General features: G+C 74.9%; 26 protein-coding genes and 1 tRNA gene. 13 read left to right on the plus strand and 14 right to left on the minus strand.

Features of this window, described 5'->3' with window-relative positions; translation table 11 throughout:
* Positions 1-44: 44 nt before the first annotated feature.
* Positions 45-1,061, minus strand: coding sequence for a UDP-N-acetylmuramate dehydrogenase (locus DMP17_RS44685; RefSeq protein WP_374203862.1), 1,017 nt, complete (start codon positions 1,059-1,061; stop codon positions 45-47).
* Between the two features lie 56 nt (positions 1,062-1,117).
* On the opposite strand from DMP17_RS44685, the gene DMP17_RS44690 reads away from it, so the two are divergent.
* From DMP17_RS44690 to DMP17_RS44700, 3 genes are all read left to right on the plus strand, one after another.
* Positions 1,118-1,615 (plus strand): DUF2505 domain-containing protein, encoded by a 498-nt coding sequence (locus DMP17_RS44690; protein ID WP_062399848.1) that lies wholly within the window; start codon positions 1,118-1,120, stop codon positions 1,613-1,615.
* The gene (gene purU, locus DMP17_RS44695) at positions 1,615-2,487 is read left to right on the plus strand and encodes a formyltetrahydrofolate deformylase (protein ID WP_226354939.1); all 873 of its coding nucleotides are present in this window, start codon (positions 1,615-1,617) and stop codon (positions 2,485-2,487) included. Before DMP17_RS44690 ends, purU begins: the two co-directional genes overlap by 1 nt.
* 190 nt (positions 2,488-2,677) lie before the next feature.
* Positions 2,678-3,595 carry a DUF559 domain-containing protein gene (locus DMP17_RS44700; RefSeq protein WP_226364627.1) on the plus strand — a complete coding sequence of 306 codons (918 nt, stop codon included), beginning with the start codon at positions 2,678-2,680 and terminating at the stop codon, positions 3,593-3,595.
* Between the two features lie 122 nt (positions 3,596-3,717).
* On the opposite strand, the gene lon is transcribed toward DMP17_RS44700, so the two are convergent.
* A complete protein-coding gene (gene lon / locus DMP17_RS44705) occupies positions 3,718-6,060 on the minus strand; it encodes an endopeptidase La (protein ID WP_337832649.1) in 2,343 nt (780 codons plus the stop codon).
* A 156-nt stretch (positions 6,061-6,216) separates the two neighbouring features.
* Here lon and DMP17_RS44710 point away from each other — a divergent pair, with 156 nt between their 5' ends.
* Positions 6,217-6,909: a hypothetical protein gene (locus tag DMP17_RS44710; RefSeq protein WP_226354936.1), complete on the plus strand. Its 693-nt coding sequence runs from the start codon at positions 6,217-6,219 to the stop codon at positions 6,907-6,909.
* Entirely contained in the window at positions 6,906-7,880 is a 975-nt protein-coding gene (locus tag DMP17_RS44715; RefSeq protein ID WP_337832650.1) for a hypothetical protein, read from the plus strand. The genes DMP17_RS44710 and DMP17_RS44715 overlap by 4 nt, the downstream gene beginning before the upstream one ends.
* A gap of 1 nt (position 7,881) precedes the next feature.
* Here the strand turns inward: DMP17_RS44715 and DMP17_RS44720 are convergent, their stop codons facing one another.
* From DMP17_RS44720 to DMP17_RS44745, 6 genes are all read right to left on the minus strand, one after another.
* Positions 7,882-8,421, minus strand: coding sequence for a YbaK/EbsC family protein (locus DMP17_RS44720; RefSeq protein WP_226354934.1), 540 nt, complete (start codon positions 8,419-8,421; stop codon positions 7,882-7,884).
* A complete protein-coding gene (locus DMP17_RS44725; RefSeq protein ID WP_062404096.1) occupies positions 8,418-8,672 on the minus strand; it encodes a DUF2516 family protein in 255 nt (84 codons plus the stop codon). The genes DMP17_RS44720 and DMP17_RS44725 overlap by 4 nt, the downstream gene beginning before the upstream one ends.
* A 209-nt stretch (positions 8,673-8,881) precedes the next feature.
* Entirely contained in the window at positions 8,882-9,610 is a 729-nt protein-coding gene (locus DMP17_RS44730) for a hypothetical protein (protein WP_226354933.1), read from the minus strand.
* A 5-nt stretch (positions 9,611-9,615) separates the two neighbouring features.
* A complete protein-coding gene (locus DMP17_RS44735; protein ID WP_062399838.1) occupies positions 9,616-10,080 on the minus strand; it encodes a helix-turn-helix domain-containing protein in 465 nt (154 codons plus the stop codon).
* 159 nt (positions 10,081-10,239) lie between these two features.
* A complete protein-coding gene (locus DMP17_RS44740) occupies positions 10,240-11,583 on the minus strand; it encodes a DUF445 domain-containing protein (protein ID WP_374203829.1) in 1,344 nt (447 codons plus the stop codon).
* 284 nt (positions 11,584-11,867) lie between these two features.
* The gene (locus DMP17_RS44745) at positions 11,868-12,395 is read right to left on the minus strand and encodes a bifunctional DNA primase/polymerase (protein WP_337832651.1); all 528 of its coding nucleotides are present in this window, start codon (positions 12,393-12,395) and stop codon (positions 11,868-11,870) included.
* A 318-nt stretch (positions 12,396-12,713) separates the two neighbouring features.
* Here DMP17_RS44745 and DMP17_RS44750 point away from each other — a divergent pair, with 318 nt between their 5' ends.
* The gene (locus DMP17_RS44750; protein WP_337832652.1) at positions 12,714-13,514 is read left to right on the plus strand and encodes a tryptophan-rich sensory protein; all 801 of its coding nucleotides are present in this window, start codon (positions 12,714-12,716) and stop codon (positions 13,512-13,514) included.
* Positions 13,515-13,591: 77 nt separating this feature from the next.
* Here DMP17_RS44750 and DMP17_RS44755 read toward each other — a convergent pair whose 3' ends face one another.
* Positions 13,592-13,795, minus strand: coding sequence for a cold-shock protein (locus DMP17_RS44755; protein ID WP_020627638.1), 204 nt, complete (start codon positions 13,793-13,795; stop codon positions 13,592-13,594).
* Between the two features lie 606 nt (positions 13,796-14,401).
* Between DMP17_RS44755 and DMP17_RS44760 the strand changes: the two genes are divergently transcribed.
* Positions 14,402-15,469, plus strand: coding sequence for a hypothetical protein (locus DMP17_RS44760; RefSeq protein WP_337832653.1), 1,068 nt, complete (start codon positions 14,402-14,404; stop codon positions 15,467-15,469).
* A gap of 61 nt (positions 15,470-15,530) precedes the next feature.
* Here DMP17_RS44760 and mftR read toward each other — a convergent pair whose 3' ends face one another.
* Positions 15,531-16,169, minus strand: coding sequence for a mycofactocin system transcriptional regulator (gene mftR, locus DMP17_RS44765; RefSeq protein WP_226354929.1), 639 nt, complete (start codon positions 16,167-16,169; stop codon positions 15,531-15,533).
* Positions 16,170-16,404: 235 nt separating this feature from the next.
* Here mftR and DMP17_RS44770 point away from each other — a divergent pair, with 235 nt between their 5' ends.
* Positions 16,405-17,445 carry a sigma-70 family RNA polymerase sigma factor gene (locus DMP17_RS44770; RefSeq protein ID WP_337832654.1) on the plus strand — a complete coding sequence of 347 codons (1,041 nt, stop codon included), beginning with the start codon at positions 16,405-16,407 and terminating at the stop codon, positions 17,443-17,445.
* Positions 17,424-18,155: a phosphotransferase enzyme family protein gene (locus tag DMP17_RS44775; protein ID WP_337832655.1), complete on the plus strand. Its 732-nt coding sequence runs from the start codon at positions 17,424-17,426 to the stop codon at positions 18,153-18,155. Before DMP17_RS44770 ends, DMP17_RS44775 begins: the two co-directional genes overlap by 22 nt.
* A 7-nt stretch (positions 18,156-18,162) precedes the next feature.
* Here the strand turns inward: DMP17_RS44775 and DMP17_RS44780 are convergent, their stop codons facing one another.
* On the minus strand, positions 18,163-18,813 hold the full coding sequence (locus DMP17_RS44780) for an FMN-dependent NADH-azoreductase (RefSeq protein WP_337832656.1): 651 nt from the start codon (positions 18,811-18,813) through the stop codon (positions 18,163-18,165).
* Positions 18,814-18,904: 91 nt separating this feature from the next.
* On the opposite strand from DMP17_RS44780, the gene DMP17_RS44785 reads away from it, so the two are divergent.
* The 3 genes from DMP17_RS44785 to DMP17_RS44795 all read left to right on the plus strand — a co-directional run bounded on the left by DMP17_RS44785 (position 18,905) and on the right by DMP17_RS44795 (position 20,642).
* Entirely contained in the window at positions 18,905-19,387 is a 483-nt protein-coding gene (locus tag DMP17_RS44785) for a MarR family winged helix-turn-helix transcriptional regulator (protein ID WP_337832657.1), read from the plus strand.
* A gap of 63 nt (positions 19,388-19,450) precedes the next feature.
* The gene (locus DMP17_RS44790) at positions 19,451-20,005 is read left to right on the plus strand and encodes an ATP-dependent Clp protease proteolytic subunit (protein WP_226364634.1); all 555 of its coding nucleotides are present in this window, start codon (positions 19,451-19,453) and stop codon (positions 20,003-20,005) included.
* A 10-nt stretch (positions 20,006-20,015) separates the two neighbouring features.
* On the plus strand, positions 20,016-20,642 hold the full coding sequence (locus DMP17_RS44795) for a MerR family transcriptional regulator (RefSeq protein WP_337832658.1): 627 nt from the start codon (positions 20,016-20,018) through the stop codon (positions 20,640-20,642).
* Here DMP17_RS44795 and DMP17_RS44800 read toward each other — a convergent pair.
* Entirely contained in the window at positions 20,624-21,565 is a 942-nt protein-coding gene (locus tag DMP17_RS44800; RefSeq protein ID WP_337832659.1) for an endonuclease/exonuclease/phosphatase family protein, read from the minus strand. The two genes, DMP17_RS44795 and DMP17_RS44800, sit on opposite strands and share 19 nt — an antisense overlap.
* A gap of 88 nt (positions 21,566-21,653) precedes the next feature.
* On the opposite strand from DMP17_RS44800, the gene DMP17_RS44805 reads away from it, so the two are divergent.
* Positions 21,654-22,592: a hypothetical protein gene (locus tag DMP17_RS44805; RefSeq protein WP_226354921.1), complete on the plus strand. Its 939-nt coding sequence runs from the start codon at positions 21,654-21,656 to the stop codon at positions 22,590-22,592.
* Here DMP17_RS44805 and DMP17_RS44810 read toward each other — a convergent pair.
* Together DMP17_RS44810 and DMP17_RS44815 are read right to left on the minus strand one after the other, a co-directional pair.
* Complete coding sequence (locus DMP17_RS44810) at positions 22,576-23,520, minus strand: MBL fold metallo-hydrolase (protein ID WP_337832660.1); 945 nt, start codon at positions 23,518-23,520, stop codon at positions 22,576-22,578. The genes DMP17_RS44805 and DMP17_RS44810 overlap by 17 nt on opposite strands.
* An 81-nt stretch (positions 23,521-23,601) precedes the next feature.
* A tRNA-Phe gene (locus tag DMP17_RS44815) sits at positions 23,602-23,675 on the minus strand.
* Positions 23,676-23,690 lie beyond the last annotated feature (15 nt).

Below are 23,690 nucleotides of genomic sequence, written 5' to 3' on the forward strand. Positions count from 1 at the left end.
CCCGTGCGGCGCAACGCGAACCGGACGTCGATGTACAGAGGGTGTCAGACGGCGCAGTTCACCAGCACCGGTTCGGGATGCAGTGTGACGCCGAACCGCTCGGCGACGCCGCCCTGCACCTCACGGGCCAGGGCCAGCAGGTCGGCCGTCGTCCCGCCGCCGCGGTGGGTCAGGGCCAGGACGTGCCGCGTCGACAGCGACACCCGGCCGCCGGGGCCGGCGTGCCCGCGGCCGAACCCGGCGTTCTGGATCAGCCCGGCGGCGCTCAGCTTGACCCGGCCCTGTCCCGCGGGCCAGGCGGCCAGGCCGTCGACCTGCGGCGCGCGGTCCGTGGGCAGGATCGGGTTGGTGAAGAACGAGCCGGCCGACCAGGTGTCGTGGTCGTCGGCGTCGAGGACCATGCCCTTGCCGCGGCGCAGCCCGAGCACCGCCTCGCGGACGGCGGCCGGGTCGGTCCGCGTCTCCGGGTCGACCCCGAGGGTGCGGGCGAGCTCGCCGTAGCGGATCGGGGCGGAGCGGCCGTCGGCGTGCAGCGCGAAGCGCACCCGCAGGACGATCGCGTCGTCGCGGCCCTTGAGGACGCTGGTGCGGTAGTCGAGCCCCAGGTCGGAGGCGGGCACGTGCTCGCGGACGGTGCCGGTGCGCCGGTCGTAGAGGTCGACGTCGACGAGCAGGTCGGCGACCTCGACGCCGTAGGCGCCCACGTTCTGCACCGGGGTCGCGCCGGTCCGCCCGGGGATCCCGGACAGGCACTCCAGCCCGCCGAGCCCGTCGGCGACGGTCGCGGCGACGACGTCGTCCCAGTCCTCGCCGGCCTCGACGGTCAGCAGCACCCGGTCGCCGTCGCGCTCGTGGCCGATCCCGCGCCCCGCTAGCAGCACGGCGGTGCCGTCGAACCCGGCGTCGGCGACGACGAGGTTCGACCCGCCGCCCACCAGCAGCACCCGTTCCCCGGCCCGGTCGGCCGCGGCGACGGCGTCGACCACCTCGGCCGCGCCCTCGGCGCGCACGATGCGGGAGGCCGGTCCGCCGAGGCGCAGTGTGGTGTGCGCACTGAGCATCGGGTCGACCGTTGTCGGAGCGGGGGAACTCACGACCGCAACGGTAGCCTTCGCCCATGCCGCGCTCGATCGACTACCGCGCAACGTCCGCGCACCCGGCCTCGAAGGTCTACGCGGCGATGGTCGACCGCGATCTCCTGGAGGAGCAGCTGCGTCACATCGGCGGCCCCGGGGCCGGGGTGACCGCGTACGAGACCACCGCCGACGGCGTCCGCTACACGTTGCGGCACGGGATCCCGGGCGAGCACCTGCCGTCGATCGTGTCGTCGTTCGTGCCCGGCGGTGACCTGCAGATCGACCGCAGCGAGCAGTGGCGGGCCGGCGACTCGGGCGTCTACGACGGCACCGGCTCCGTGAAGGTCATCGGCACCCCCGCCACCGCACGGTCGGTGATGCGGATCGCCGACGTCGACGGCGGCAGCGAGGTCCGGATCCGGGCCGAGGTCACGGTCAAGGTCCCGCTGGTGGGTGCGAAGATCGAGCAGGCGGTCGCCGGACAGATCGAGCAGCTGCTCGCCGCCGAGACCCAGTTCACCCTCTCCCGGATCTCCTGATGTCCCACTACGTGATCACCCTGTCCTGCCCGGACCGCACCGGCATCGTCGCGCGGATCAGCACGTTCCTCGCCGAGCTCGGCGCCTCGATCACCGAGGCCGCGTACCACGCCGACGTCGAGGCCGGGGTGTTCTGCACCCGCCAGGTCGTCGACGCCGCGTCGGTCCCCTTCGACGTCGACGAGCTCCGCGCCCGGTTCGCGCCGGTCGCCGCCGAGCTGGGCGGTGAGCACCGCATCTCCGACACCGGCGTCCGCAAGCGCGCCGTGCTGCTGGTGACCCGCGACCAGCACTGCCTGCACGACATCCTCGGCCGGGTGTGGGCGGGCGAGCTGCCGGTGGAGATCACCCGCGTGATCGGCAACCACACGTCGCTGGAGCCGGTCGTCGCCGCGCACGGGGTGCCGTTCCACCACGTGCCCTTCCCCGCGCCCGGCGACCCGGCCCGCGAGCAGGGCAAGGTCACCGCGTTCGAGGAGATCCGCAAGCTCGTCGACGACGACTCTCCCGACGCGATCGTCCTCGCCCGCTTCATGCAGGTCCTGCCCGCGCACCTGTGCGAGGCCTGGGCCGGGCGGGCGATCAACATCCACCACAGCTTCCTGCCGTCCTTCGCCGGGGCCCGGCCCTACCACCAGGCCCACCGGCGCGGGGTCAAGCTGATCGGCGCGACCTGCCACTACGCGACCGCCGACCTCGACGCCGGCCCGATCATCGAGCAGGACGTCGCCCGCGTCGACCACGGGGACACCGCGACCGACATGGTGCGACGGGGACGCGACATCGAGCGCCTGGTGCTGGCCCGGGGGCTGCGGTGGCACCTGGAGGACCGGGTGCTGATCCAGGGCAACCGGACCGTCGTCTTCCGCTGAGCCCGCAGCCCTGCGCTCCGCTCGCCCGGCCGGGTCGCGCGGCGGAACGTCGCCGAGATGCAGCTCAGCGGGAATTGTGGATCTCCGCGGCCCGCTGTGCTGCATCTCGGCGTAGGTCCTTCGTTCGCGATGGCGACGGAGTCCGGCCGATCCGGTCCGACGGCCACGGCAGCCGGCGCACGATCGGCGCGTGACGATCCCCGGATGGCCCGAGGTGTTCCGCGGGACCGCGGCCGTGGCGTCGGGTCTCGTCACACCCGACCTCCTGCGCGGGCCCCGCTACCGCCGGCTGCTCCCGGACACCTACGCGCCGGCCGACCTGCGCCCCGACCTGCGGCTCCGCTCGCTCGCGGCGCACCGCTGGGCCGGACCGGACGCCGTGCTCAGCGGGTACTCCGCCGCCGAGCTGCTCGGCGCGTCGTGCGCCCCGTGGGCTGCGCCGGCCGAGGTGACCGTCGGTGCGGCGCACCCCGGAGCCCGCTCCCGTGACGGTGTGCTCGTCCGCCGCGACGTCCTGCACCCCGACGAGGTGACCGAGGTCCGCGGCGCCCGGGTCACCACGCGGGTCCGCACCGCGTTCGACCTCGCGCGGCGTCTGTCCCCGACCGAGGGTGTCGTCGCCGTCGACGCGCTGTCCCGCGGGTCGTTCGCCCCGGACGTGCTGCTGAACCTGGCGGTCCGGCACGCCCACGCCCGGGGTGTCCGGCGGGTGGTCGACGCGTTGGTGTGGGCCGATCCGCGCGCCGGCTCCCCGCCCGAGACCCGGCTCCGGCTGGTCCTTGTCCGGGCCGGCCTCCCGCGGCCGGTGCCCCAGCACCCGGTCCTCGACGACGCCCGGCGTACGGCGCTGTGGCTGGACCTGGCCTACCCGGACCACCACCTCGGCGTCGAGTACGACGGCGGCGGCCACTTCGCGACGCCCGAGGCGGCCCGCGCCGACGCGCAACGGCACACCCGACTCGTCGCGGAGGGGTGGCGGGTGCTGCGCTACACCGCCCCGGACATGCACCGACGGCCCGACGAGATCGTCGCCGAGGTGGGCCGGGCCCTCGACCGCACTCACCGAGATGCAGCTCAGCGGGGCGCGAAGATCGACAATTCCCGCTGAGCTGCATCTCGGCGAACTTCCCGGCGAGCGCGGGGCGCGGGGCGCGCACACGACGGCGCCCGCCCCGCGTGCTGGGGGACGGGCGCCGGATCGTGCGGCTCACGCCGCGGGTCGGACGGGGGTCAGGCCGCGGACTGCTCGGCCGTCGCCGCGTCGTGGGCGGGCTCCAGGGCGATCGCCAGGACCTCGGAGACGTCGGCGACCGGGTGCACCCGCAGCTCCTCGCGGACCGAGGCCGGGACGTCGTCCAGGTCCGGCTCGTTGCGCTTCGGGATGATCACGTCGGTCAGTCCGGCCCGGTGCGCGGCGAGCAGCTTCTGCTTCACCCCGCCGATGGGCAGGACCTTGCCCTGCAGCGTCACCTCACCGGTCATGCCGACCGAGCTGCGGACCGGGCGCCCGGAGGCCAGCGACGCCAGCGCCGTCGTCATCGTGACGCCGGCGGACGGGCCGTCCTTCGGGACCGCACCGGCCGGGACGTGCACGTGCAGCTTCCGCGACGCGAGGTCACCGGCCAGCCCGCGCGAGCGCAGGTAGGACAGCGCGATCGAGACGGACTCGGTCATCACCTCGCCCAGCTGCCCGGTGATCTGCAGGCCCGGCTCGCCGTCCATCGAGGTGGCCTCGATGAACAGCACGTCACCACCGGCGCCGGTCACCGCCAGCCCGGTCGCGACGCCCGGCACCGAGGTCCGCTCGGCGGACTCCGGCGTGAACCGCGGACGGCCGAGGTAGGTGACGAGCGCGTCGGCGTCGACGTGCACCGGGCGCGCGGTCTCCGACGCGTCGAGCTGGACGGCCACCTTCCGCAGCACCTTCGCCAGGCCCCGCTCCAGCTGCCGGACCCCGGCCTCCCGGGTGTACTCGGCGGCGATCATCGACAGCGCGACGTCGGTGAACTCGACGTCGCCGTCGTCGAGACCGGCCTTGGCGACCTGGCGCGGCAGCAGGTGGTCGCGGGCGATCGCGACCTTCTCCGGCTCGGTGTAGCCGTCGAGCGTCACGATCTCCATGCGGTCGGCCAGCGGGCCGGGGATCGCGGAGCCGTCGTTCGCCGTCGCCAGGAACAGGACGTTCGACAGGTCGAGGTCGACCTCCAGGTAGTGGTCGCGGAACGTGTGGTTCTGCGCCGGGTCGAGGACCTCCAGCAGCGCCGCGGTCGGGTCACCGCGGAAGTCGCTGCCGACCTTGTCGATCTCGTCGAGCAGCACGACGGGGTTCATCGAGCCGGCCTCGCGGATGGCGCGGACGATCCGGCCGGGCAGCGCGCCGACGTAGGTGCGCCGGTGACCGCGGATCTCCGCCTCGTCCCGGACGCCGCCGAGCGCGACGCGGACGAAGTTCCGGCCGAGCGCGCGGGCGACCGACTCCCCCAGCGACGTCTTGCCGACGCCGGGCGGGCCGACCAGCGAGAGCACCGCGCCCGAGCCGCGGCCGCCGACCGTGTCGAGGCCCTTGCGCTCGCGACGGGCGCGCACGGCGAGGAACTCGACGAGGCGCTCCTTCACGTCGTCGAGGCCGGCGTGGTCGGCGTCGAGGATGCGGCGGGCCTCCACGAGGTCCGACGAGTCGGTGGTCGTGGTGCTCCACGGGATGTCGAGGACGGTGTCGAGCCAGGTCCGGATCCAGCCGGACTCCGGGCTCTGGTCCGACGAGCGCTCCAGCTTGCCGACCTCGGTCAGCGCGGCCTTGCGGACGTCGTCGGGCAGGTCGGCGGCCTCCACGCGGGCGCGGTAGTCGTCGGAGCCCTCCGGGTCGTCCTCGCCGAGCTCCTTGCGGATCGCGGCGAGCTGCTGGCGGAGCAGGAACTCGCGCTGCTGCTTCTCCATGCCCTCGCGGACGTCGTTCGAGATCTTCTCGGTGACCTCCTGCTCGGCGACGTGCTCCTTGGTCCAGCCCAGGAGCTTCTCCAGCCGGGCGTCGAGGTCGGTCTCGGCGAGCAGCTCGGCCTTGTGCGCGACGTCGAGCCACGACGCCCACCCGGCGAGGTCGGCGAGCGCGCCCGGGTCGTCGGTCTGCTGCACGGAGTCGATGACCTGCCAGGCGCCCCGCTGCTGCAGGATGCCGATCACCAGGGCCTTGTACTCGCGGGCGAGCTCGTGGGTGCGGCCGGTGGGCTCGCCGGCGTCGACCGGCTCGGCCTCGACCCAGAGCGCCGCACCGGGGCCGGAGACGCCCGACCCGATGCGGGCGCGCCGCTCACCGCGCACGACGGCGGCCCGGTCCCCGTTGGGGAGCCTGCCGATCTGCTCGAGCACGGCGACGACGCCGATGGCGCCGTAGCGGCCGTCGATGCGGGGGACGACGAGCACCCGTCTCCCGTCGTCGCGGTCCTGGGCCGCGGCGGTGGCCGCGTCCACCGCGGCACGGGTGTCGGAGTCGTCGAGACGGACGGGGACGACCATGCCGGGCAGGACCACGGCGTCGTCGAGGGGCAGGACCGGGAGCGTCAGCACGTCACTCATGTCCTGCCCAACCACACGGAGGGCCCTCCGCTTCCCGGAGTTGAGTCCTGTCCGCTCAGGGCGAACGCGGACACCGGAGCACGTAACGGCGACCGTGGGCACACCGAGTACCGCGGGGGCACCGGTGCGTGACCGGGTCGCGCTCGGGAGGTCGGGATGCGGAACCGGCTCGGCCTGCTGGCCTGCGCGGTCGTGGCCTGCACCGCCTGCGGCCCACCCCCGGCGGACCTGCCGCCCCGGATCGTCCCGCCCGCGACGACGGCGTCCGCCGCGGTGCCCACGCCCGTCCCGACCGGCGGGGTGGCGCCGCCGGTGCCGGGGACCACGGGAGCCGCCCCCGCGCCGACCCCGTCCCGCGCGGGCCCCACCGTCGACGACCCCGCCGCGCCCACCACCACCTCCCGCGCCACGAGACGCCCGCCGCCGCCCACCCGTCCCGGTGGGGGCGGGGAGCCGACCCGGATCGCGCCCCGGCTCGGCGGCGCGCCGCCACGCGGCTCGATCCCGGAGCTGCTCGACGGCAACTACACCTTCGACGACTACCGGGCGATCCTGCTCAAGGGGTGCGCACCGGCACCGAGCGGCTGCGTGAGCGTGGTGATCGACCGGGCGGCCTCACCTCCCGGCGCCACCGGGAGCTGGCTCGCATGCGACACGACACCGCGCCGCCGAACGGACCTCGCGGACATCCTCGGGCAGACCGTTCGCGTGAGCGTCGGTTACAGCAGCTGCGATCCGATCGACGGCCTCCCCGCGAAAGAGCCCGACCCGGTCCCCGGCGACGGCGGCGAGCCCGCCCCCGCCGGGGGCGGGACCCCGCAGGACGACACCGGGCGCGGCGGCGGGTGACCGCACCGCCGCGCCGACGACGCGTCGCCGGTCCGCGCCGCACCACGACCCCCGCGCCGACGCCGGCCGGCACCGGGCCGGCCGCGACGGATCCGGCGCCGCAGCCCGGACCCGAGTCCCTGCCCCGCGCCCTGCAGGCGCTCGGCACCGTCGTCGCCCCGGCGACGCTGCTGACCGCGCTGCTCCTCTACTTCGGCCGGATGCACGCCTTCGGCTTCTTCGACCACCTGGGTGTCTCCTACACCGCGATGGACCTCACCCCGGCCGACTACCTGGTCCGCAGCGCCGACGGGATGATCCCGCCGCTCGCCCTGACGGGCACGGCCGTCCTGCTCGTGCTGTGGGGCCGTCAGCTCGTCCGCCCCCGGCTCTCGGAGCGGGCGCGGGTCCGGTCACGCCGCGTCCTGGTGCCGCTGCTCGCGGCCGTCGGCGTCGGCGCGGGGGCGCTCGCCGTCGCCGACACCGCGGGTGCGGAGCTGTTCGTGCAGGTCCCGGAGCTGCGCGGACTCTCCCTGTGCGCGGCGGTCCTGGCGCTGCTCGCGGCGGCGCGGCTCGCCCGCGGGACCCGCCCGGTCCCGGCGACGGCCGCGGTCACCGAGTGGGGCGTGTCCTTCGTGCTGCTCGGCGTCGGGCTGTTCTGGGCGGTCGGGGCGTACGCGTCGGGCGTCGGCGCCGGGCGGGGCGAGCAGTTCGAGCAGAGCCTGCCGTGGCTCGCCGACACCACCGTCTACAGCGAGCGGTCGCTTGGTCTCACCGGCCCCGGGGTCACGGTGACCCCGTGCGCCGGGCCGGACGTCGGCTACCGCTTCCGCTACGACGGCCTCAAGCTCGTCGTGCAGTCCGGCAGCCAGTTCCTGCTGCTGCCCGCGGGCTGGACCTCGACCGACGGGTCCGCCGTCCTGCTCCCCCGCGGGGGCGGCTACCGGCTGGAGTTCACCGCCGCGGAGGCCGCCCGCAGCACGGGCTGCTGACTCAGCGCGCGAGGTCCGGCACGATCTCGGCGCCGGGCAGCGACGCCAGCAGGTCGCCGGGCACCGCCAGCTTCCCGGCCCGCGTCCCGCTCCCGACGACGACCGCGTCGGCCTCGGCGACCCCGGGCGAGAGCCAGAGCGGCCAGTCCGCGGGGAGCCCGATCGGGGTGATGCCGCCGTAGGCCATCCCGGTCAGGGCGACGGCGTCGTCCATCGGCGCGAACGACGCCTTGCGCACGTCGAGGCGGCGCTTCACCGCACCGTTGACGTCGACCCGGGTCGTCGCGAGGACCACACAGGCGACGTACCGGGTCTCGCCGCCGCGCTTCCCGGCGACGACCACGCAGTTCGCGGCCCGTTCGACCGGGGAGGAGTAGGCGGCGCAGAACGCGGCGGTGTCGGCCAGGTCCGGGTCGATCTCGGCGACGGCGACCCGGCCCGCGTCGAGCCCCGCCAGCGCGACGGCGACGGGCTCCGCGAGCAGGTCGGGCCGGTCCAGCGCCGGGACGGCCGTGAGCGTCCCGAGGACCGGGTGGTTCACCAGCGCGGTCCGCCGCCCTGGACCTCCATCACCGCGGGCTTGACGTCGACCAGGTAGACCAGCGTCGCGACGGTGGCGGCCAGCCAGAACATGGCACCGCCGAACATCGGGCCGTTCGTGATGATCAGGAGCAGCAGCGCGACGCCGGTGATGCCCAGCCATGCGTTCTTGGTGAGCTTGCCCGCCGCGGTGAAGGCGTCCGCACGTTGCATCAGTGCGTGCCCGAACGAGAACCCGCCGACCACCACCATGATCCACTTGATCACGAAGATGATCAGTTCATCGGGGGCACCTGGCAGTGACAACACTCGGCCAGAGTACGGACAACCCGGGCGACGGTCACGTCCGGCGCCGTATCCGGGCGGGACGATCCGCGTCGCGCACACGACGGCGCCCCCGGCCGATCATGGATCGGCCGGGGGCGCGGGTCGTGCTCACCGGGCGCGGGGCCCGGCGGGTGTCACTTCTTGGCGGACGCCGTCGAGGTGCCACGGCGGGTGGTCGGCTTGCGGGCCGGGACCTTCGCGCCGGTGGCGGTCTTCGGGTCGGTCTTGGCGGCGGTGCGGCGCGCGGTCGAACGCGTGGTGGACGCGACCTCGTCGCCGGCCTCCTCGATCGCCTCGGCGGCCTCCTTGGAGACCTCGGTGACGACCTCGGCGGCCTCGCTCGCGGCGGTCTGGGCGCGGCGGGCGACCTTCTCGCCGACCGAGCGGGTCTGGGTGGTGACCGCACCCAGGGTCTTGACGGCGGCGTCGTGGGTCTCGTCCACGAACTCGTCGACGCGGGTGTCGAACTTCTCGGTCAGGCCCTCGACGGTCGCGATGGCCTGCTTGACCTGCGGCTGCTTGCGGATCCGGCCCCAGGCCTTCTCACCGCGCTGGGCGAAGCCGACGTAGACGCCCTCGACCTCGGAGCGGAACTCCTCGACCTGCTTGCGGATGTTGTCCGAGGACAGCTTGCCGCGGAGCTCCTTGAGCTCGTCGGGGAGCTCCTGGACGCGGGTCTGGACCTCCTCGGCGCGCTTGGTGGCGGTGGAGCGGGCGTCGGTGACGGCCTTGCTCACGGTGGTGACGGCGAAGTCGCCGGCGCCGAGCACGGCGAGCAGCGGGGTACGGACGACCTCGGCCTGCTCGGCGGTCTGCTCGCGCAGCTTCTGCACGTCGGCGCTGGTGGGGAGGTTCACGGCCATGGTGATCACTTCCTCGTATCGGTGGGGGTGTCGGTGGTGCCGGCAGAGAGGCCGTTCTCCCTGCGAAAGGACTCGTAGACATCGAGCAGCACACGTTTCTGCCGCTCGTTGAGAGTCGGATCGGTGAGCACCGCGTCGGTCACCTGACCGGCGGGCCGCTCCTCGAGGATCCCGGCGCGGACGTACAGCGCCTCGGCGGAGATCCGCAGCCCCTTGGCGATCTGCTGCAGTATCTCGGCGGACGGCTTGCGCAGTCCGCGCTCGACCTGGCTCAGATACGGGTTGCTGACGCCCGCGGTGCGGGCCAGCTGCCGCATGGAGACCTGGGCGGCCTCGCGCTGGGCGCGGATGTAGGACCCGATGTCCTCCACCGCGTGCCCCACGGTCTGACCGACGCTCTCGACGGCCTGCGCGACGCGCTCGACGGGCTCGACGGACTCACGCTCTCCGTGCTTGCGCTCGGTGGCCATCCGTCTCACCTCCGCCTCGATCCGTTCCTCACTGACGGAACCGACCGTACGCGGCACTGCTAGCTCCTGCAAGCACAGTGCTAGCGCTGGTCACGTGGCGTGCGCCACGTCGGTGACGGCCCGGTGACGGTGCGATGTCGTCCGGGGACGCCCGACCGATCACCCGATGACGAGCTCCCCCACGGCGTGGATGACCAGGCCGGCGAGGGCCCCGACGACGGTGCCGTTGATCCGGATCCACTGCAGGTCGCGGCCCACCTGGAGCTCGATCTTGCGCGAGGTCTCCTCCGCGTCCCAGCGGGCGACGGTCTCGGTGATCAGCGTGGTGATCTGGTGCCGGTAGTGCCGCACGACGTACGACGCGGCGTCCGCCAGCCAGCCGTCGAGCTTCGCGCGCAGCTCGGCGTCGCGGCCCAGCCTCCGCCCGAAGGCCATGAGGCCGTCGCGCACGCGCAGGCGCAGCTCGTTCGACGGGTCGTCGGCGGCGTCGAGGACCATGGACTTCACGACCGTCCAGGCGCGGCCGATGAAGTGCTGCACCTCCGGGTGCTCGACGACCTGGCGCTTGACCTGCTCGGCGCGCTCCATCGTCGTCTCGTCGTGCTGCAGGTCGCGGGCGAACTCGGCGAGGTAGCGGTCCACGGCGTGCCGCAGCGGGTGCTCGGGGTCGGTCTTGACCGCCCAGGCGTACCCGCGGATCTCGGCGAACAGCTTGTCGGCGACGAGGTCGTCGACGAAGCGCGGCGTCCAGGACGGCGCGCGGTCGTGCACGACCCGCAGGACCATCTCCTGGTTGTCGGCGACCCAGTCGTAGGCGCGGTCGCAGACGAGGTCGACCAGCCTGCGGTGGGCGCCGTCGGCCAGGACGCCTTCCAGCGCCTTGCCCATCGGCGGGCCGACCGGGATCTCCATCAGCTTGCGCACCGCGACGGTCTCGATGACGTTCTGCACGTCCTCGTCGCGCAGCACGGTCACGAGGGCCCGCGCCGCGGTGACCAGCTCGGTGGTGATCCGGTCGGCGTTCTGCTGCTCGGCGATCCACCGCCCGACCGACTCGCTGACCCCGATCCGCTCGAGCTTGTCGCGGACGACGGACTCGGACAGGAAGTTCTCCCCGACGAAGTCGCCGAGGCTGTCACCGATCATGTCCTTCTTGCGCGGGATGATCGCGGTGTGCGGGATCGGGATCCGCAACGGGTGCCGGAACAGCGCGGTCACGGCGAACCAGTCGGCGAGCGCACCGACCATGCCGGCCTCGGCGGCGGCCCGGACGTAGTCCGCCCCGGGGACACCGCGGACGACCTCGAAGTACTTCGCGACGAAGAACACGACCGTCGCGCCGAGGAGGAACCCGGTGGCGACGGCCTTCATGCGCCGCAGGTCGCGCCGCTTCTGCTCGTCACCGGGGCCGAAGCCGCCGAGGGGGACGCTGGGAACGGACCCGATGGTGCGGTCCCGCTGCGGGACGGGGGTCGGGCGCTCCGGCGCGCGGGAGGTCTGCACACACCCATAGTGCCCGGGGACACCGACATCGGGCGGCGGGGGCGCGCGCCGTGGGTCCCGGCCGGGCCCGGGGGATGTCCCGCCGGACCCGGCCGTGGCCGGTGGAGCGGCTGCGCGGCGAGGGAGAAGTGCCCCCTCGGGCGCCGCTTCCGGGCGTACCGCCAGGCCGGTCCCGGCGTCCCCCGCGAGGTGATCGGCGGGGACGGCAACGGGACGGAACCCGGGCGGGCGGTACGCGGTCGCGCGGGCCGGATCCTCGGTTCCGTCCGGGCCGCGCGGGAGGGTCAGCGCCGCAGGGCGCCCGGGACGCCGGGCTGCTCGGCCCGCGCCTCCTGCTCGTCGGGCAGGGCCTGCTCGCTGCCGCGCCGGCGCACCGCGTCGCAGATCGCCTCGACGACGACCGCGGCCTCGGGCACCCGGTAGCCGACCCGCGCCGGGGCCACGCGCCACTGCACCCAGCCCTCGGGACGCTCGGTCGGCGGGGCGACGACGCCGATGCCGTCGGTGTGCAGCACGACGTCGGTGTGCAGGCTCAGCTCGGCCGGGAGCGCGTGCCGCGGGCTCATCGGGAACCACCAGGTGCCCTCGGGCGTCGCGGCGACCGGCACGACCTCGCCGGCCTCACGCAGCGTCCGGCAGACCTGGCGACCGATGGCCGCCGGGACCTCGACCACGTCGAGCACGTCGCCCGTCGCGAGCATGACCTCCGCGCCCGGCCCCGGCACGAGCGGCCAACCGTGGTCGGCGTACTCGCGAGCGGCCGCTCGCAGCTCCGCGCCGTAGACGGCTCGGTAGCTGTCCCACCAGGACATGGAGGTCACTTCCTTCCGCTTGTGCGACAACCCCTGTGGTGCCGCTTTCCCTGTGAAGTACAACACCAGGATGCGGGCTCCGGGCACGAGTTCGCGAGGGGTACGCGGCGAGGGTGCGCAGCGGCGAGACGAGCGGGGAACGCCTACCGCACGGCGTCGCGACCACCGGTGAACGGCGGGTGACCGGGCGCAGCGGGCCGACGACCGGTGGCAACCCCGCCGCCGTCCGGCGCAGTGCCGGTCGTCGTACCGCTCGACATGCCTCGTGCGTCGATTGTCTTTATCATCGAGATGGTTGTGACGATCGGAAGGACTGACATGGCGTCGACGACGGCGAGGGCGGGCCGCACGGCAGGCCCGGCCACCGGGATGGACACGGCACGGACCTGGGCGGTGCTCGCCGCGGCGGTGCTGCAGGCGGTGGCGGGCTCGCTCGGCGGCAGCGGGACGTTCGGGGAGTCGCAGCGGGTGCTCAGCGACCGCTACCCCTCACTGGTCACCCCGGCGACGGTGGCGTTCTCCGTGTGGGGCCTCATCTACCTGGCCCTGCTCGTGTACGCGGTGTACCAGTCGCTGCCCGGGCAGCGGTCGCGCCCGGTGCACCGGGCGACCGGCTGGCTGTTCGTGGCGACGGCGGTGCTGAACGCGGGCTGGATCGTCGTGTTCTCCCAGGAGCTCCTGGGCACCGCGCAGCTGCTGATCGTGGCGCTGCTCGTGACCCTGGCCGTGGTACTGCGCCGGCTCGCCGCGTTCCCGGCCGACGGGGCGGCGGACCGGGTGCTGCTGCACGGCCCGCTGGCCTTCTACACGGGCTGGGTGTCGCTGGCGACCGTGGCCGGGTTCTCGGTGACGCTGACCTACTGGGGCGCACCGCTCGGCCCGATGGCGGCCGCGGTGCTGCTCGGAGTCGGTGTGCTGGCCGCGGGCGTCGCGACCCGGCGGACGACGGCGGCGCTGCCCTACGCGGCGACGGCCGTCTGGGCGCTGGTCTGGGTCGCGGTGGAGTCCGCGTCGGCCGGGACGGTGCCGGTGACCGTGGTCGCGGCGCTCGGCGTCGTGGCGGTGGTCGTCGCGGCGGTGCTGCGGGCGCGGGAGGGACTGCGGCCGGCCTTCGGCTGACCCCGGGAACGACGACGGCGCCGGTCCCCGAAGGGAGCCGGCGCCGCCGTGTTGCGCGGGTCGTGCCCGCGCAGAAGTCAGATCACGCGGACCGAGTCGGCCTGCGGGCCCTTCTTGCCCTGGCTGGCCTGGAAGTCGACGCGCTGGTTCTCCTCCAGCGTGCGGAATCCGTTCGACTCGATGGCGGAGTAGTGGACGAAGACGTCCGGTCCCTCGTCGTCGGTGGCGATGAAGCCGAAGCCCTTCTCGGCGTTGAACCACTTGACGGTGCCCTGCGGCATAGCGTGTGTCCTTCTCAGATGGAACGGTTCCGGCCCTCACAGCAAGAGCCGGAGGTCGCGTGGACACCGTCGTGGCACCTCAGCACCGATCGACGACGCCCACCGTCACAACTTCACACGGACGCTTCGCGGCGATCGGAGAAGAACGACTGCAACCGACGCGGACGCTACCACGGCTCCCCGGCTCGTCGACCGTCCTCACTCGACGCCCCCGCACGGGCCCGTTCCGCGGCGCCGACCGCCCGTCGCACCGCTCCGGGAGCGATCACGCGGCGTGAGATCCGGGCCGTCGATCGGCGACGGGCGGTCATCACCGTCCCGAACGGGTGAGCGCGGGACGTGTTCCACGCCGTCGGGTGAGCACCGGGCGCACGTCCTCCCCGGTTCGGGTGGCGACGGCGGCCCGCACCCGCTCCACGGCCCCGCAGGACCCCGGACGGGGTCGCCCGTTCCGGGTGCGTTGCGGTGTGATCCGCTCACAGCGTGACCGGTGGGGCCCCTGTGACTCGTGTGGCCACGATCGGGCCACTGGTGGACGACGCCCGGTGACCGCAAGCTCAGCGCCGTCCGTCACCCCGTGCAGCAGCACAGCGAACTGGAGAGACCGTGCGATCCCGAGTCACCACTTCCGTCGCCCTGACCCTCATGATCGGCACCCTGGGTGTGTACGGCGCCGGCGTGGCCGGCGCGGCCGAGCCCGTTCGTGCCTCCACCCCGGCCGCCCCGGCCGCGACCGTCACCCACGCGCCCACCGCGGCGTCCGACGGCCCGCTGGACCGGCTGTTCGACACGCTCTTCGGGAACGGCGCGGCGACCGCCCCGGCGACGCCCGCCGACATCGCCGTCCCCGTCCAGGACGTGCCGACCCCGGCCGTCCCGGGCGTTCCCGCGGCTCCGGGCGCCCCGGCCGCTCCGGCCGTCCCCGGCGCGCCGCAGGTTCCCGCCGCCCCGGCCGTTCCGGGTGCGCCGGCGGTTCCGGCCGTGCCGGGTGCTCCCGCAGCCCCGGCCGTGCCGGGTGCTCCGGCCGCGCCCGCCGTACCGGCTGCGCCCGCCGCTCCGGCCGTGCCCGCGGCCCCCGCCGCTCCCGCGGTGCCGGTCGCCCCCGCCGTCCCGGGTGCGCCGGCCGCGCCCGCCCTGCCCGCGGCCCCGGCCGCACCGGTGGCGCAGATCGCCCCCGCGGCGCCCGCCGCCCCGGCCGCCTCGGTGACCCCGGCCGTCGCCGTCACCTCGGACACCGCGGCCCGCCAGGCCCCCGAGCCCCCGGCCGTCCCGGGCGCTCCGGGTGTTCCGGGCGTTCCGCAGGCGCCGGCCGCCCCGCAGGCCCCGGCGGCCCCCCAGCCCCCGGCCCTCCCCCAGGCGCCTGCGGCCCCGGCCGTCCCGGGTGCTCCCGCGGCGCCGGTGGTCCCCGCCGTGCCGGGTGCGCCCACCGCTCCGGCGGCCCCGGCCGTTCCGGGTGCTCCGAGTACTCCGGGCGCCCCCGCCGCTCCGGGGGCACCGGCCGCTCCCGCCGTGCCCGCGGCCCCGGCGGCGCCGGGTGCCCCCGCCGTCGCCACCGCCCCGGACGGCACCGCCGCTCCGCAGGCCCCGGCCGACGCCCGGACCCAGGACGCGCCGGAGCGCACCGCCCCGACCCGCCCGAGCCTCTGGGAGCGGCTGTTCGGCACCACCCGCTGACCTGCGACGCAGGCACCGCCACGCGACGGCGTCCCGCACCGGGGCGCCGTCGCGGCGCGTCTCAGGGGAGCTCGGTCGCCCAGCCCCGCTGCAACGCCCGCAGCACCTCGTCGAGCAGGTCGGCGAGCTCGGAGCCGTCGTCGGCCAGCCAGCGCTCGTAGGCCGCGATGCACACGCCCAGGCAGGCGTGCCCGACGCTCTGCGGGACGAGCTCCGAGGAGTCCTCACCACGACGCTCGGCCACGTGGTCGGCCACGACCTCCCGCCACGAGGCGTAGCGCAGCGTCGAGTGCGCCTGCAGCGCCGGGGTCTGCAGGATCAGCCGCAGCCGGCGCCGGTGCCAGGGCTGCTCGTCCGGCTCGACGTGGTTGAACTCCAGCACCGCCCGCCGGACCCCCTCCAGCGTCGGCAGGTCCGACGGCTGGGCCGCGAGCACCGCACGCATCCGCACCAGCTGCTCGTCGAAGGCGCCCCAGGCGATGTCGTTCTTCGAGGCGAAGTACCGGAAGAACGTGCGACGCCCGATCCCCGCGGCGTGCGCGACGTCGTCGACGGTCGTGTGCTCGAACCCCTGGTCGCTGAACATCTCCAGCGCGATGTGCTCGATCTCCGAGCGGGAGGTGACCGGGCGACGACCGGCGCGGCGCGCCCCGCCCCCGCCGGTACTCCCGGTCCCGTCGTTCTCGGTCACCGCTGACATCGTCGCCCCGCCGTGCTCCCCGACTCCTCCGTCGTGCCTGCGACCGGCGGACCGGGAGGGTCGAGCGGAACGCCGTCGGCCCCGATCATCCCACGTCGCGGTCGGCGCGTCGGCGCACGTCGCCCCTGTTCGGCGGCCGTTCGTCGCGCGGGCCCTCCACTTTGTCGGTGTTGCGCGGCACACTCGCGGCCAGACGGACCGGGACCCACCCGGACGGGTACGTCGAGGGGGAACCATGAGCGCACCCGCACGGGCCGCCGACACCACCGTGGACGAGCGGCCACCCGAGGAACGCCTCGAGGACCACCGGCGCGAGCTGACCGGTTACTGCTACCGGATGCTCGGCTCGGCCTTCGAGGCCGAGGACGCGGTGCAGGACACGATGGTCCGGGCCTGGAAGGGCGTCGCGAAGTTCGACGGCCGCTCCTCGCTGCGGTCCTGGCTGTACCGCATCGCCACCAACGTCTGCATCGACGCGCTGAACGGGCGCAAGCGCCGCGCCGTCCCGATGGACATCGGCGGCCCCGGCGCACCGGTCGCCGAGTCGCTGCGCGAGCCGCTGCCCGACGCCGAGTGGCTCGAGCCGATGCCCGACGCCCGGGTGTCGACGCCGGCCGGGGACCCGGCGGACAAGGCCGTCGCGAAGGAGACGATCCGGCTCGCGTTCATCGCGGCGCTGCAGCACCTGCCGGCCCGCCAGCGCGCGGTGCTGATCCTGCGCGAGGTCCTGTGCTGGAAGGCCGCCGAGGTCGCACAGCTGCTGGACACGTCGGTCGCCTCGGTCAACAGCGCCCTGCAGCGCGCCCGCGCCACCCTGAACGAGCAGGGGATCTCCGAGGCCGCACCGAAGACGTCCCCGGCGATGGACCCGGCCCAGACCGCGCTGCTGATGCGCTACATGGCGGCGTTCGAGGCGTTCGACATGGAGGCGCTGACCGCGCTGCTCCACGAGGACGTCGAGCAGAACATGCCCCCGCTGGAGCTCTGGTTCCGCGGCCGGGACGACGTCATCGCCTGGATGGCGACCGGCCCCGGGCAGGGCTGCCGTGGGTCGCGGGTGGCTCCGGTGGAGATCAACGGGACGGTCGGCTTCGCCCAGTGGAAGCCGTCCGGGCCGAACGGGGAGTTCGAGGCCTGGGGCATCACCGCCCTGCGGATCGAGGACGGGGCCGTCACCGGGCTGAGCATCTTCCTCAACACCGAGCTGTTCGGCTACTTCGAGCTGCCGCTGAAGCTGGCCGACCGGCCGGAGCTGTGGGAGCCGAAGGCGGGCTGACGCCGCCCGGACTCGCCGCCTGGCCGGGGCTGCGCATCACGGCCCGGCTCGGCGGCGGGCACCGCGGCGCGGTCTGGGCGGCGACCGACGGGAGCCGACGGCTGGTGGTCCACCGCAGCGGGCGGACGCCCGCGGCGCTGGACTGGGAGCTCGACCTGACCGGCGAGCTGCGGGCCCACGGTTTCCGCGTACCCGAGGTCGTCCCGACCGGTGACGGGCGACGGCGGTGCGGGGCGGTCGTCGTCCGGACCTGGCTCGACGGCGACCCGCCCGGGCCGGGCGACGAGGCGACCGTCGCCGCCGAGCTGCACCGGCTGCACGCCCTCACCTCGGGGCGGGGCCAGCGGCCGGGGTTCGTGGGCACGATCGAGCTGCTCGCGGGCGCCGTCCGGGGCGGGGACGTGGACCTGACCGCGATGCCGTCCGACGTCGTCGCGGAGTGCCGGGCCGCGTGGGCCGTGCTGGACGGTCCGGTCGCCGTCGTCCACGGCGACCCCGGCCCGGGCAACATCCGGGTCCTGGACGGACGCCCGGGCCTGCTCGACTGGGACGAGTGCCGGGTGGACCGGACGGCGCTCGACCTCGACGGTGGGCCCGGGGCGGCCCGCGAGGTCCGACGCGCCGTCGACGCGTGGGAGGTCGCCGCCTGCTGGACCGTCGAACCCGGCTACGCCCGGGAGCGGCTCGCCGCGCTGCGCGCCGCCCCGTGACCGGGCCTCACGCCGCCGGCGTCACCGCGGCGACCCGCTCCCCTGCCGTCCGGGCGTCGACGCGGGCGCGCTCGCGCTTCTCCGCGGCCAGCGGGCGCAGCTCGCTCATCGCGGGCACCACGTCGGCCAGGGTCAGTTCCGTCTCCACGACGGTCACGTCGGCACCCCACACGTCGCGCAGGATGCGGGTGATCCAGCCGGAGCCGTGGTCCCAGCCCTCGCGCGGGGTGCCCGGCCCGTAGCCGCCTCCCCGGGAGACGACGAGCACGACCGGGCGGCCGGCGAGGGGCGTGCTGCCCGGCGCGAACCGGGGGTCGGTGATCAGGGCGTCGACCCAGGTCTTCAGGTGCGCGGCGATGCCGAAGTTGTAGAGCGGCGACCCGATGACGACGGCGTCCGCGGCCAGCACCTCGTCGGCCAGCTCCGCGATGCGTGCGAGGGCCCCGCGCTGCTCCGGGGTGCGGTCGGCCTCGGCCACGTACCCGGCCGCGACCGCGGTGGTCCACAGGTCGGCGGGCAGCGGGGCGGTGCCCAGGTCACGGCGGACGACCTCGGCCCCCGGCCGCGCGTCGAGGTAGGCGCGCTCGACCTCGTCGGCGATCTCGCGGCTGACGGAGCCCTCGGTGCGGATGCTCGCGTCGAGTCGGAACAGGGACACGGTGACCTCCCGGTCGATCTGAAGTGAAGATGTTCTGTTGAACAGAGTATCTGCACGGGAGAAGACCTTGGCAAGCACGTATCCTGTGACGATGTCCGGTCCGTCCACCCCGCAGAGCATCGAGTGCGACCTGGCGTGGGCGTTGACCCGGGTGGCGCGCGACCACGCCACGGCGGTGCAGTGCGTCGTCGGCACGCTGCCCGGCGGTCAGCGCGGTTTCCAGGTGCTCGCCGCCGCGGCCGGGGACGATCCGCCCACCCAGCTCGCACTCGCCCGCAAGCTCGGCGTGGACCGCACCGTGATGACCTACCTGCTGGACAAGGTCCAGGAGGCGGGACTGATCGAGCGGCACCCCGACCCGAACGACCGGCGGGCCCGCCGGATCGTGCTCACCACGGCCGGCCGGGCGCTGCTCTGCGAGACCGAGACGCGGCTGCGCGCCGCCGAGGCCCACATCCTGGCGCCGCTCTCGCCGGACGAGCAGGGCGCGCTCCGGACGCTGCTGCGCCGGGTCGCGACCGCGGGCACCGACCCGACCTCCGCCGAGGGCGAACCCCGTCCGCCGTCGGCGTAACCGCAGGTCGGGCGGTCCGCCCCGGCTCTAGCGTCGGACGGGCACCCGAGGAGCGGAGATCCGATGCCCGTCCTGTCCACCCCGTCCGACCCCGCCGACCGCCTGCTCGGCGAGCGGATCGTGCTGCTCGCCCGCGAGCTCGACGACGACGTCGCCGCCGAGACCTGCGCGCGTCTGCTGCTGCTGGCCGCGGAGGACCCGCGCCGCGACATCACCCTGCACGTCCTGGCGCCCGGCGGCTCCCCGGTCGCCGCGATGGCGGTGCACGACACGATCCGCACGCTCGGTGTCGACGTCGCGACCGTCGCCGCGGGATCGCTCGCGGGCCCGGTGCCGTTCCTCGTCGCGTCGGGGACGCCGGGCAAGCGGCTCGCCCGCGCGCACGCCGCGTTCCTGCCCACCGCCGACGGTCCGGTCCGCGGCTCGCACCCCGGCGACGTGCGGGTCCGGGCCGACCACCTCGCCGGACGCCGCCGCGAGATCGAGTCGCTGACCGCGGCGTACTGCGGCGCCCCACTGCCCGACGACGCCCGGGACCGCTGGCTGTCGGCGGCGGAGGCGGTGACCTTCGGCATCGTCGACGGGCTGTCGGAGCCCCGGGCCGAAACGGATAGCTAGAGTCTCCGATGTGCGAGTCTCGGATCTGTCCCGGTCGTCCGGTGTCCCCGTCGCGACGATCAAGTACTACCTGCGCGAGGGCCTGCTGCCCCGCGGCGAGACGACGTCACCGAACCAGGCCCGCTACGACGACGCGCACGTCCGCCGGCTGCGCCTGATCCGGGCGCTCGTCGAGGTCGGCGGGCTGCCGATCGCCACCGTCCGCGAGGTGCTGTCGGCCGTCGACGACCCCGCGGTCGGCCTGCACGACATGCTCGGCCGGACGGTCTACGCGATCACCGGCGACGTCGGCGCGTCCGGCTCGCTCGACGAGGCGGAGGCCGACCTGGCCGGAGCCATGGCCCACGTGGGCTGGCAGGTCGAGAAGGACGCGCCCGCCCTGGCCGGGGCCCGGTCGGTGCTGGCCCGGATGCACGAGCTGGGCTGGGGACCCGGCGAGGAGACCCTGCGGGCGTGGGCCGAGGCCGCCGACCGCGCCGCGGAGGGGGACCTGGCCGCGATCGGGCGGACCACCGACCGCGAGGAGGCCGCGGAGACCGCACTGGTCGGCACCGTCCTCGGCGACGCCCTGCTCGCGGCCCTGCGCCGGATCGCCCAGGAGAGCCGCTCCGCGCGGCTCTACCGCGCCGGACCCTGAGTCCCCGGCAGCCGTACCGTCACCAGCACCGCGCGGTGGTCGCTGCCCGGGGTCTCGAGGACGACGTGGCGGCGGGTCACCGACCCGCGGGGCACGAGGACGTGGTCGATGCGGATCCCGACCCAGCGCGGCAGCGACGACGGGAAGGTCGCCACGAGCCCTCGCCCGGTGCCGTCGGTGGCGTCGACGCAGCCGCCGGACGCGTCGCGCAGCCGCCGGTGGTCGACGACGGCGTTGAGGTCCCCGGCCACGACCGGCGCCGGTCGGGTGCGGGTCCACTCCCCGATCAGCGCGAGCTCACCGGTCCACAGCTCGGTCCACCGCGGGTTCGTCGGCGCGGAGGTGTGCACCGCGTACAGCGTCCGGGCACCGAGCAGCCCGCCGGTGACCTCCAGGTGCGGCAGCCGCATCCCCTGTCCGGGCCGGACGTCGACGTCCCCGGCCCGCGGCGCGACCAGCACCACCGTGCCGCGCTGGTCCGGGACGCCGGGCGGGACCGAGGACCAGCCGCGGTAGCCGTCGAGCAGGGGCAGGAGCCGGTCGAGGTAGGCGACGCCCGCCTCGGGCAGCACGACGACGTCCGGCCGCTCCCGGGTCACCGTCGCGGCGAGCGCACCGGTGTCGGCCCGCCCCAGCAGCACGTTCGCGACGAGCACGGTCAGCTCGGGCCCGTCCGGCAGCGGCCCGGTCGGGCGCGGCAGCACCCGTCGCAGCGCGGGAGCGGCGGCCACGGCGCTTGCCAGCCCCACCGCCGTCGCGGTGCGGCGCAGCCCGGCGAGCCGCAGGAGACCCGCGACCCCCAGTCCTGCGACGCCGAGGTGCGGGCGGAGCGCGGTCAGCCCGACCAGGGCGGAGCGCCGGTCGGTCCGCCACCGCCGCGGCAGCACGGTGACGGCGGTACGCAGGGCTCGGTCGACGATCACGGACACGGGTGGACAACGGACGCGGGCCGCACTCGGTTCCACCTGATCCACATGGACAGTACGAGTATCCGATAGTTACGGTATCCGCATGAGGGGCATCGTCGCGTGGCACCGTCCGTTGATGGTCGTCGGTCTCGCCTGCGCCGCGGCCGTGCCGCTCGGCGTCCTGGGCACCCTCGTCGACCCGCGCGAGGTGCTCGGCGCGCCGGTATGGCTCAAGCCCACCAAGTTCGCCGTCTCCATCGCGATCTTCTGCGTGACCTGGGCCTGGCTGTACGACCAGCTGCGTTCCAGGCGCGGCCGGACCCGTGGCGCGTTCCTCGCGGGCACGGTCGCGGCGGTGGCCCTCGCGGTGGAGATGGTCGTCATCGCCGTCCAGGCCGGGCGGGGCACGACCAGCCACTTCAACTACACCTCGCCGCTCGACACCGGCCTGTGGGCCACCATGGGGATCTCGATCGTCCTCGCCTGGCTGGCGACGTTGTGGGTCGCCGCCGGCCTGTTCGCGGTGCGCGACCTCGACCCCGCCCGCACCGTCGCGATCCGCGCCGGGGCGGTGCTCGCGCTGGTCGGGATGGCGCTCGGCTTCCTGATGACCTCACCGACCCCGGGCCAGCTCGCCGACTTCCGCGGGATCGCCGGAGCGCACACCGTCGGCGTCCCCGACGGCGGCCCGGGCCTGCCGCTGGTCGGGTGGAGCACGCTGGGCGGTGACCTGCGCGTCCCGCACTTCGTCGGGATGCACGCGCTGCAGCTGCTGCCACTGCTGCTGATCGCGTTCGAGCTGACCGCCTGGCGGGTGGCCCGGCTGGCCGACCCACGGGTGCGCCGCGACCTGATGACGACGGCCGCCGCCGGCTACACCGGCCTGCTCGCCCTGCTGACCTGGCAGGCCCTGCGGGGACAGCCGCTCGTCTCCCCGGACGCGTTCACCGTCGCCGCCGCCGGGATGCTGACGGTCCTGGTGGTGGCCGGTGCCGTCGTCGCGCTGCGGGAGCGGCGACCGGTGCTCACGCCAGGCAGGTGAGCGGGCGCCCGCCGTTGTACTCGACCATCTCGGCGAGCGCGGCCATGATGTCGATCGGGGCGCCGCGCGCGGCGCCGTCGAGCTCGGCGTAGGCACGGTGCAGGTTCCCGACGATGCGCTCGGCGTCCGGCCAGTCGGTGAACCGGCCGAGGTCGGTGTCGCGGGCGGCCTCCAGCGGGCGGATGCCGGCGTCGCGGGCGCGCTCGGCCAGGTCGAGGACGAACCGCAGGTAGTCGAGCGTGTCCCGGACCGGCCCGTCGCCCTGGAACACCGGCCCGTGGCCGGGCACCGTCGTCGCGGCCCCGAGCGGGAGCACCACCTGCTCCAGGACGTCGATCGCGCCGGTCACCGAGCCCATCAGCAGGAACGGCGTGCCGCCGTTGAAGACCAGGTCCCCGCAGTAGAGGACCGACCGGTCGGGCACGTGCACGAGGACGTCGTTGGTGGTGTGAGCGGGCGTCCCGACGTGGAGGACGTCGGCCCGCAGGTCCCCCAGGTGCAGCGCGATGCGGTCGGTGAAGGTGAGGAACGGCGGGTCCAGCGGGAGCGAGCCCCAGTCGCCGTGGTCCCAGAACGGCAGATCCCGGGGCGGGCCGAAGGCGATCATCTCCGTGCGTGCCCGCTCGTGTGCGACGACCGTCGCGCCGGAGAACAGGGCGTTGCCCCAGGTGTGGTCGCCGTGGTGGTGGGTGTTGACCAGCGTGCGGACCGGCCGGTCGGTGACCTCGCCGATCGCGGCCGCGAAGGCCCGGGTCCGGCGCTCGGTGGAACAGGAGTCGACGGCGACGGCGCCCTGCGGCCCGACGAGCAGGCCCGCGTTGTTGATCCACCAGGTGCCGTCCGGCTGGACGTAGGCGTAGAGCCCGTCGGAGATCTCCTCCAGCCGGGGCGGGCCGGGGACGGTGATGTCGTGCGGGTGGGTGCTCATCGGCCGATCATGACCGGAACCGACCCCGAACGCACGAGAGCCGGTCGGTGGCTACCGACCGGCTGCGGGGGATCAGGACTGTGGCCAGGGGCGGGGTCGAACCGCCGACCTTCCGCTTTTCAGGCGGACGCTCGTACCAACTGAGCTACCTGGCCCCGGCCTCCGGTGAA

This window comes from Pseudonocardia sp. TMWB2A (genome assembly GCF_017312135.1).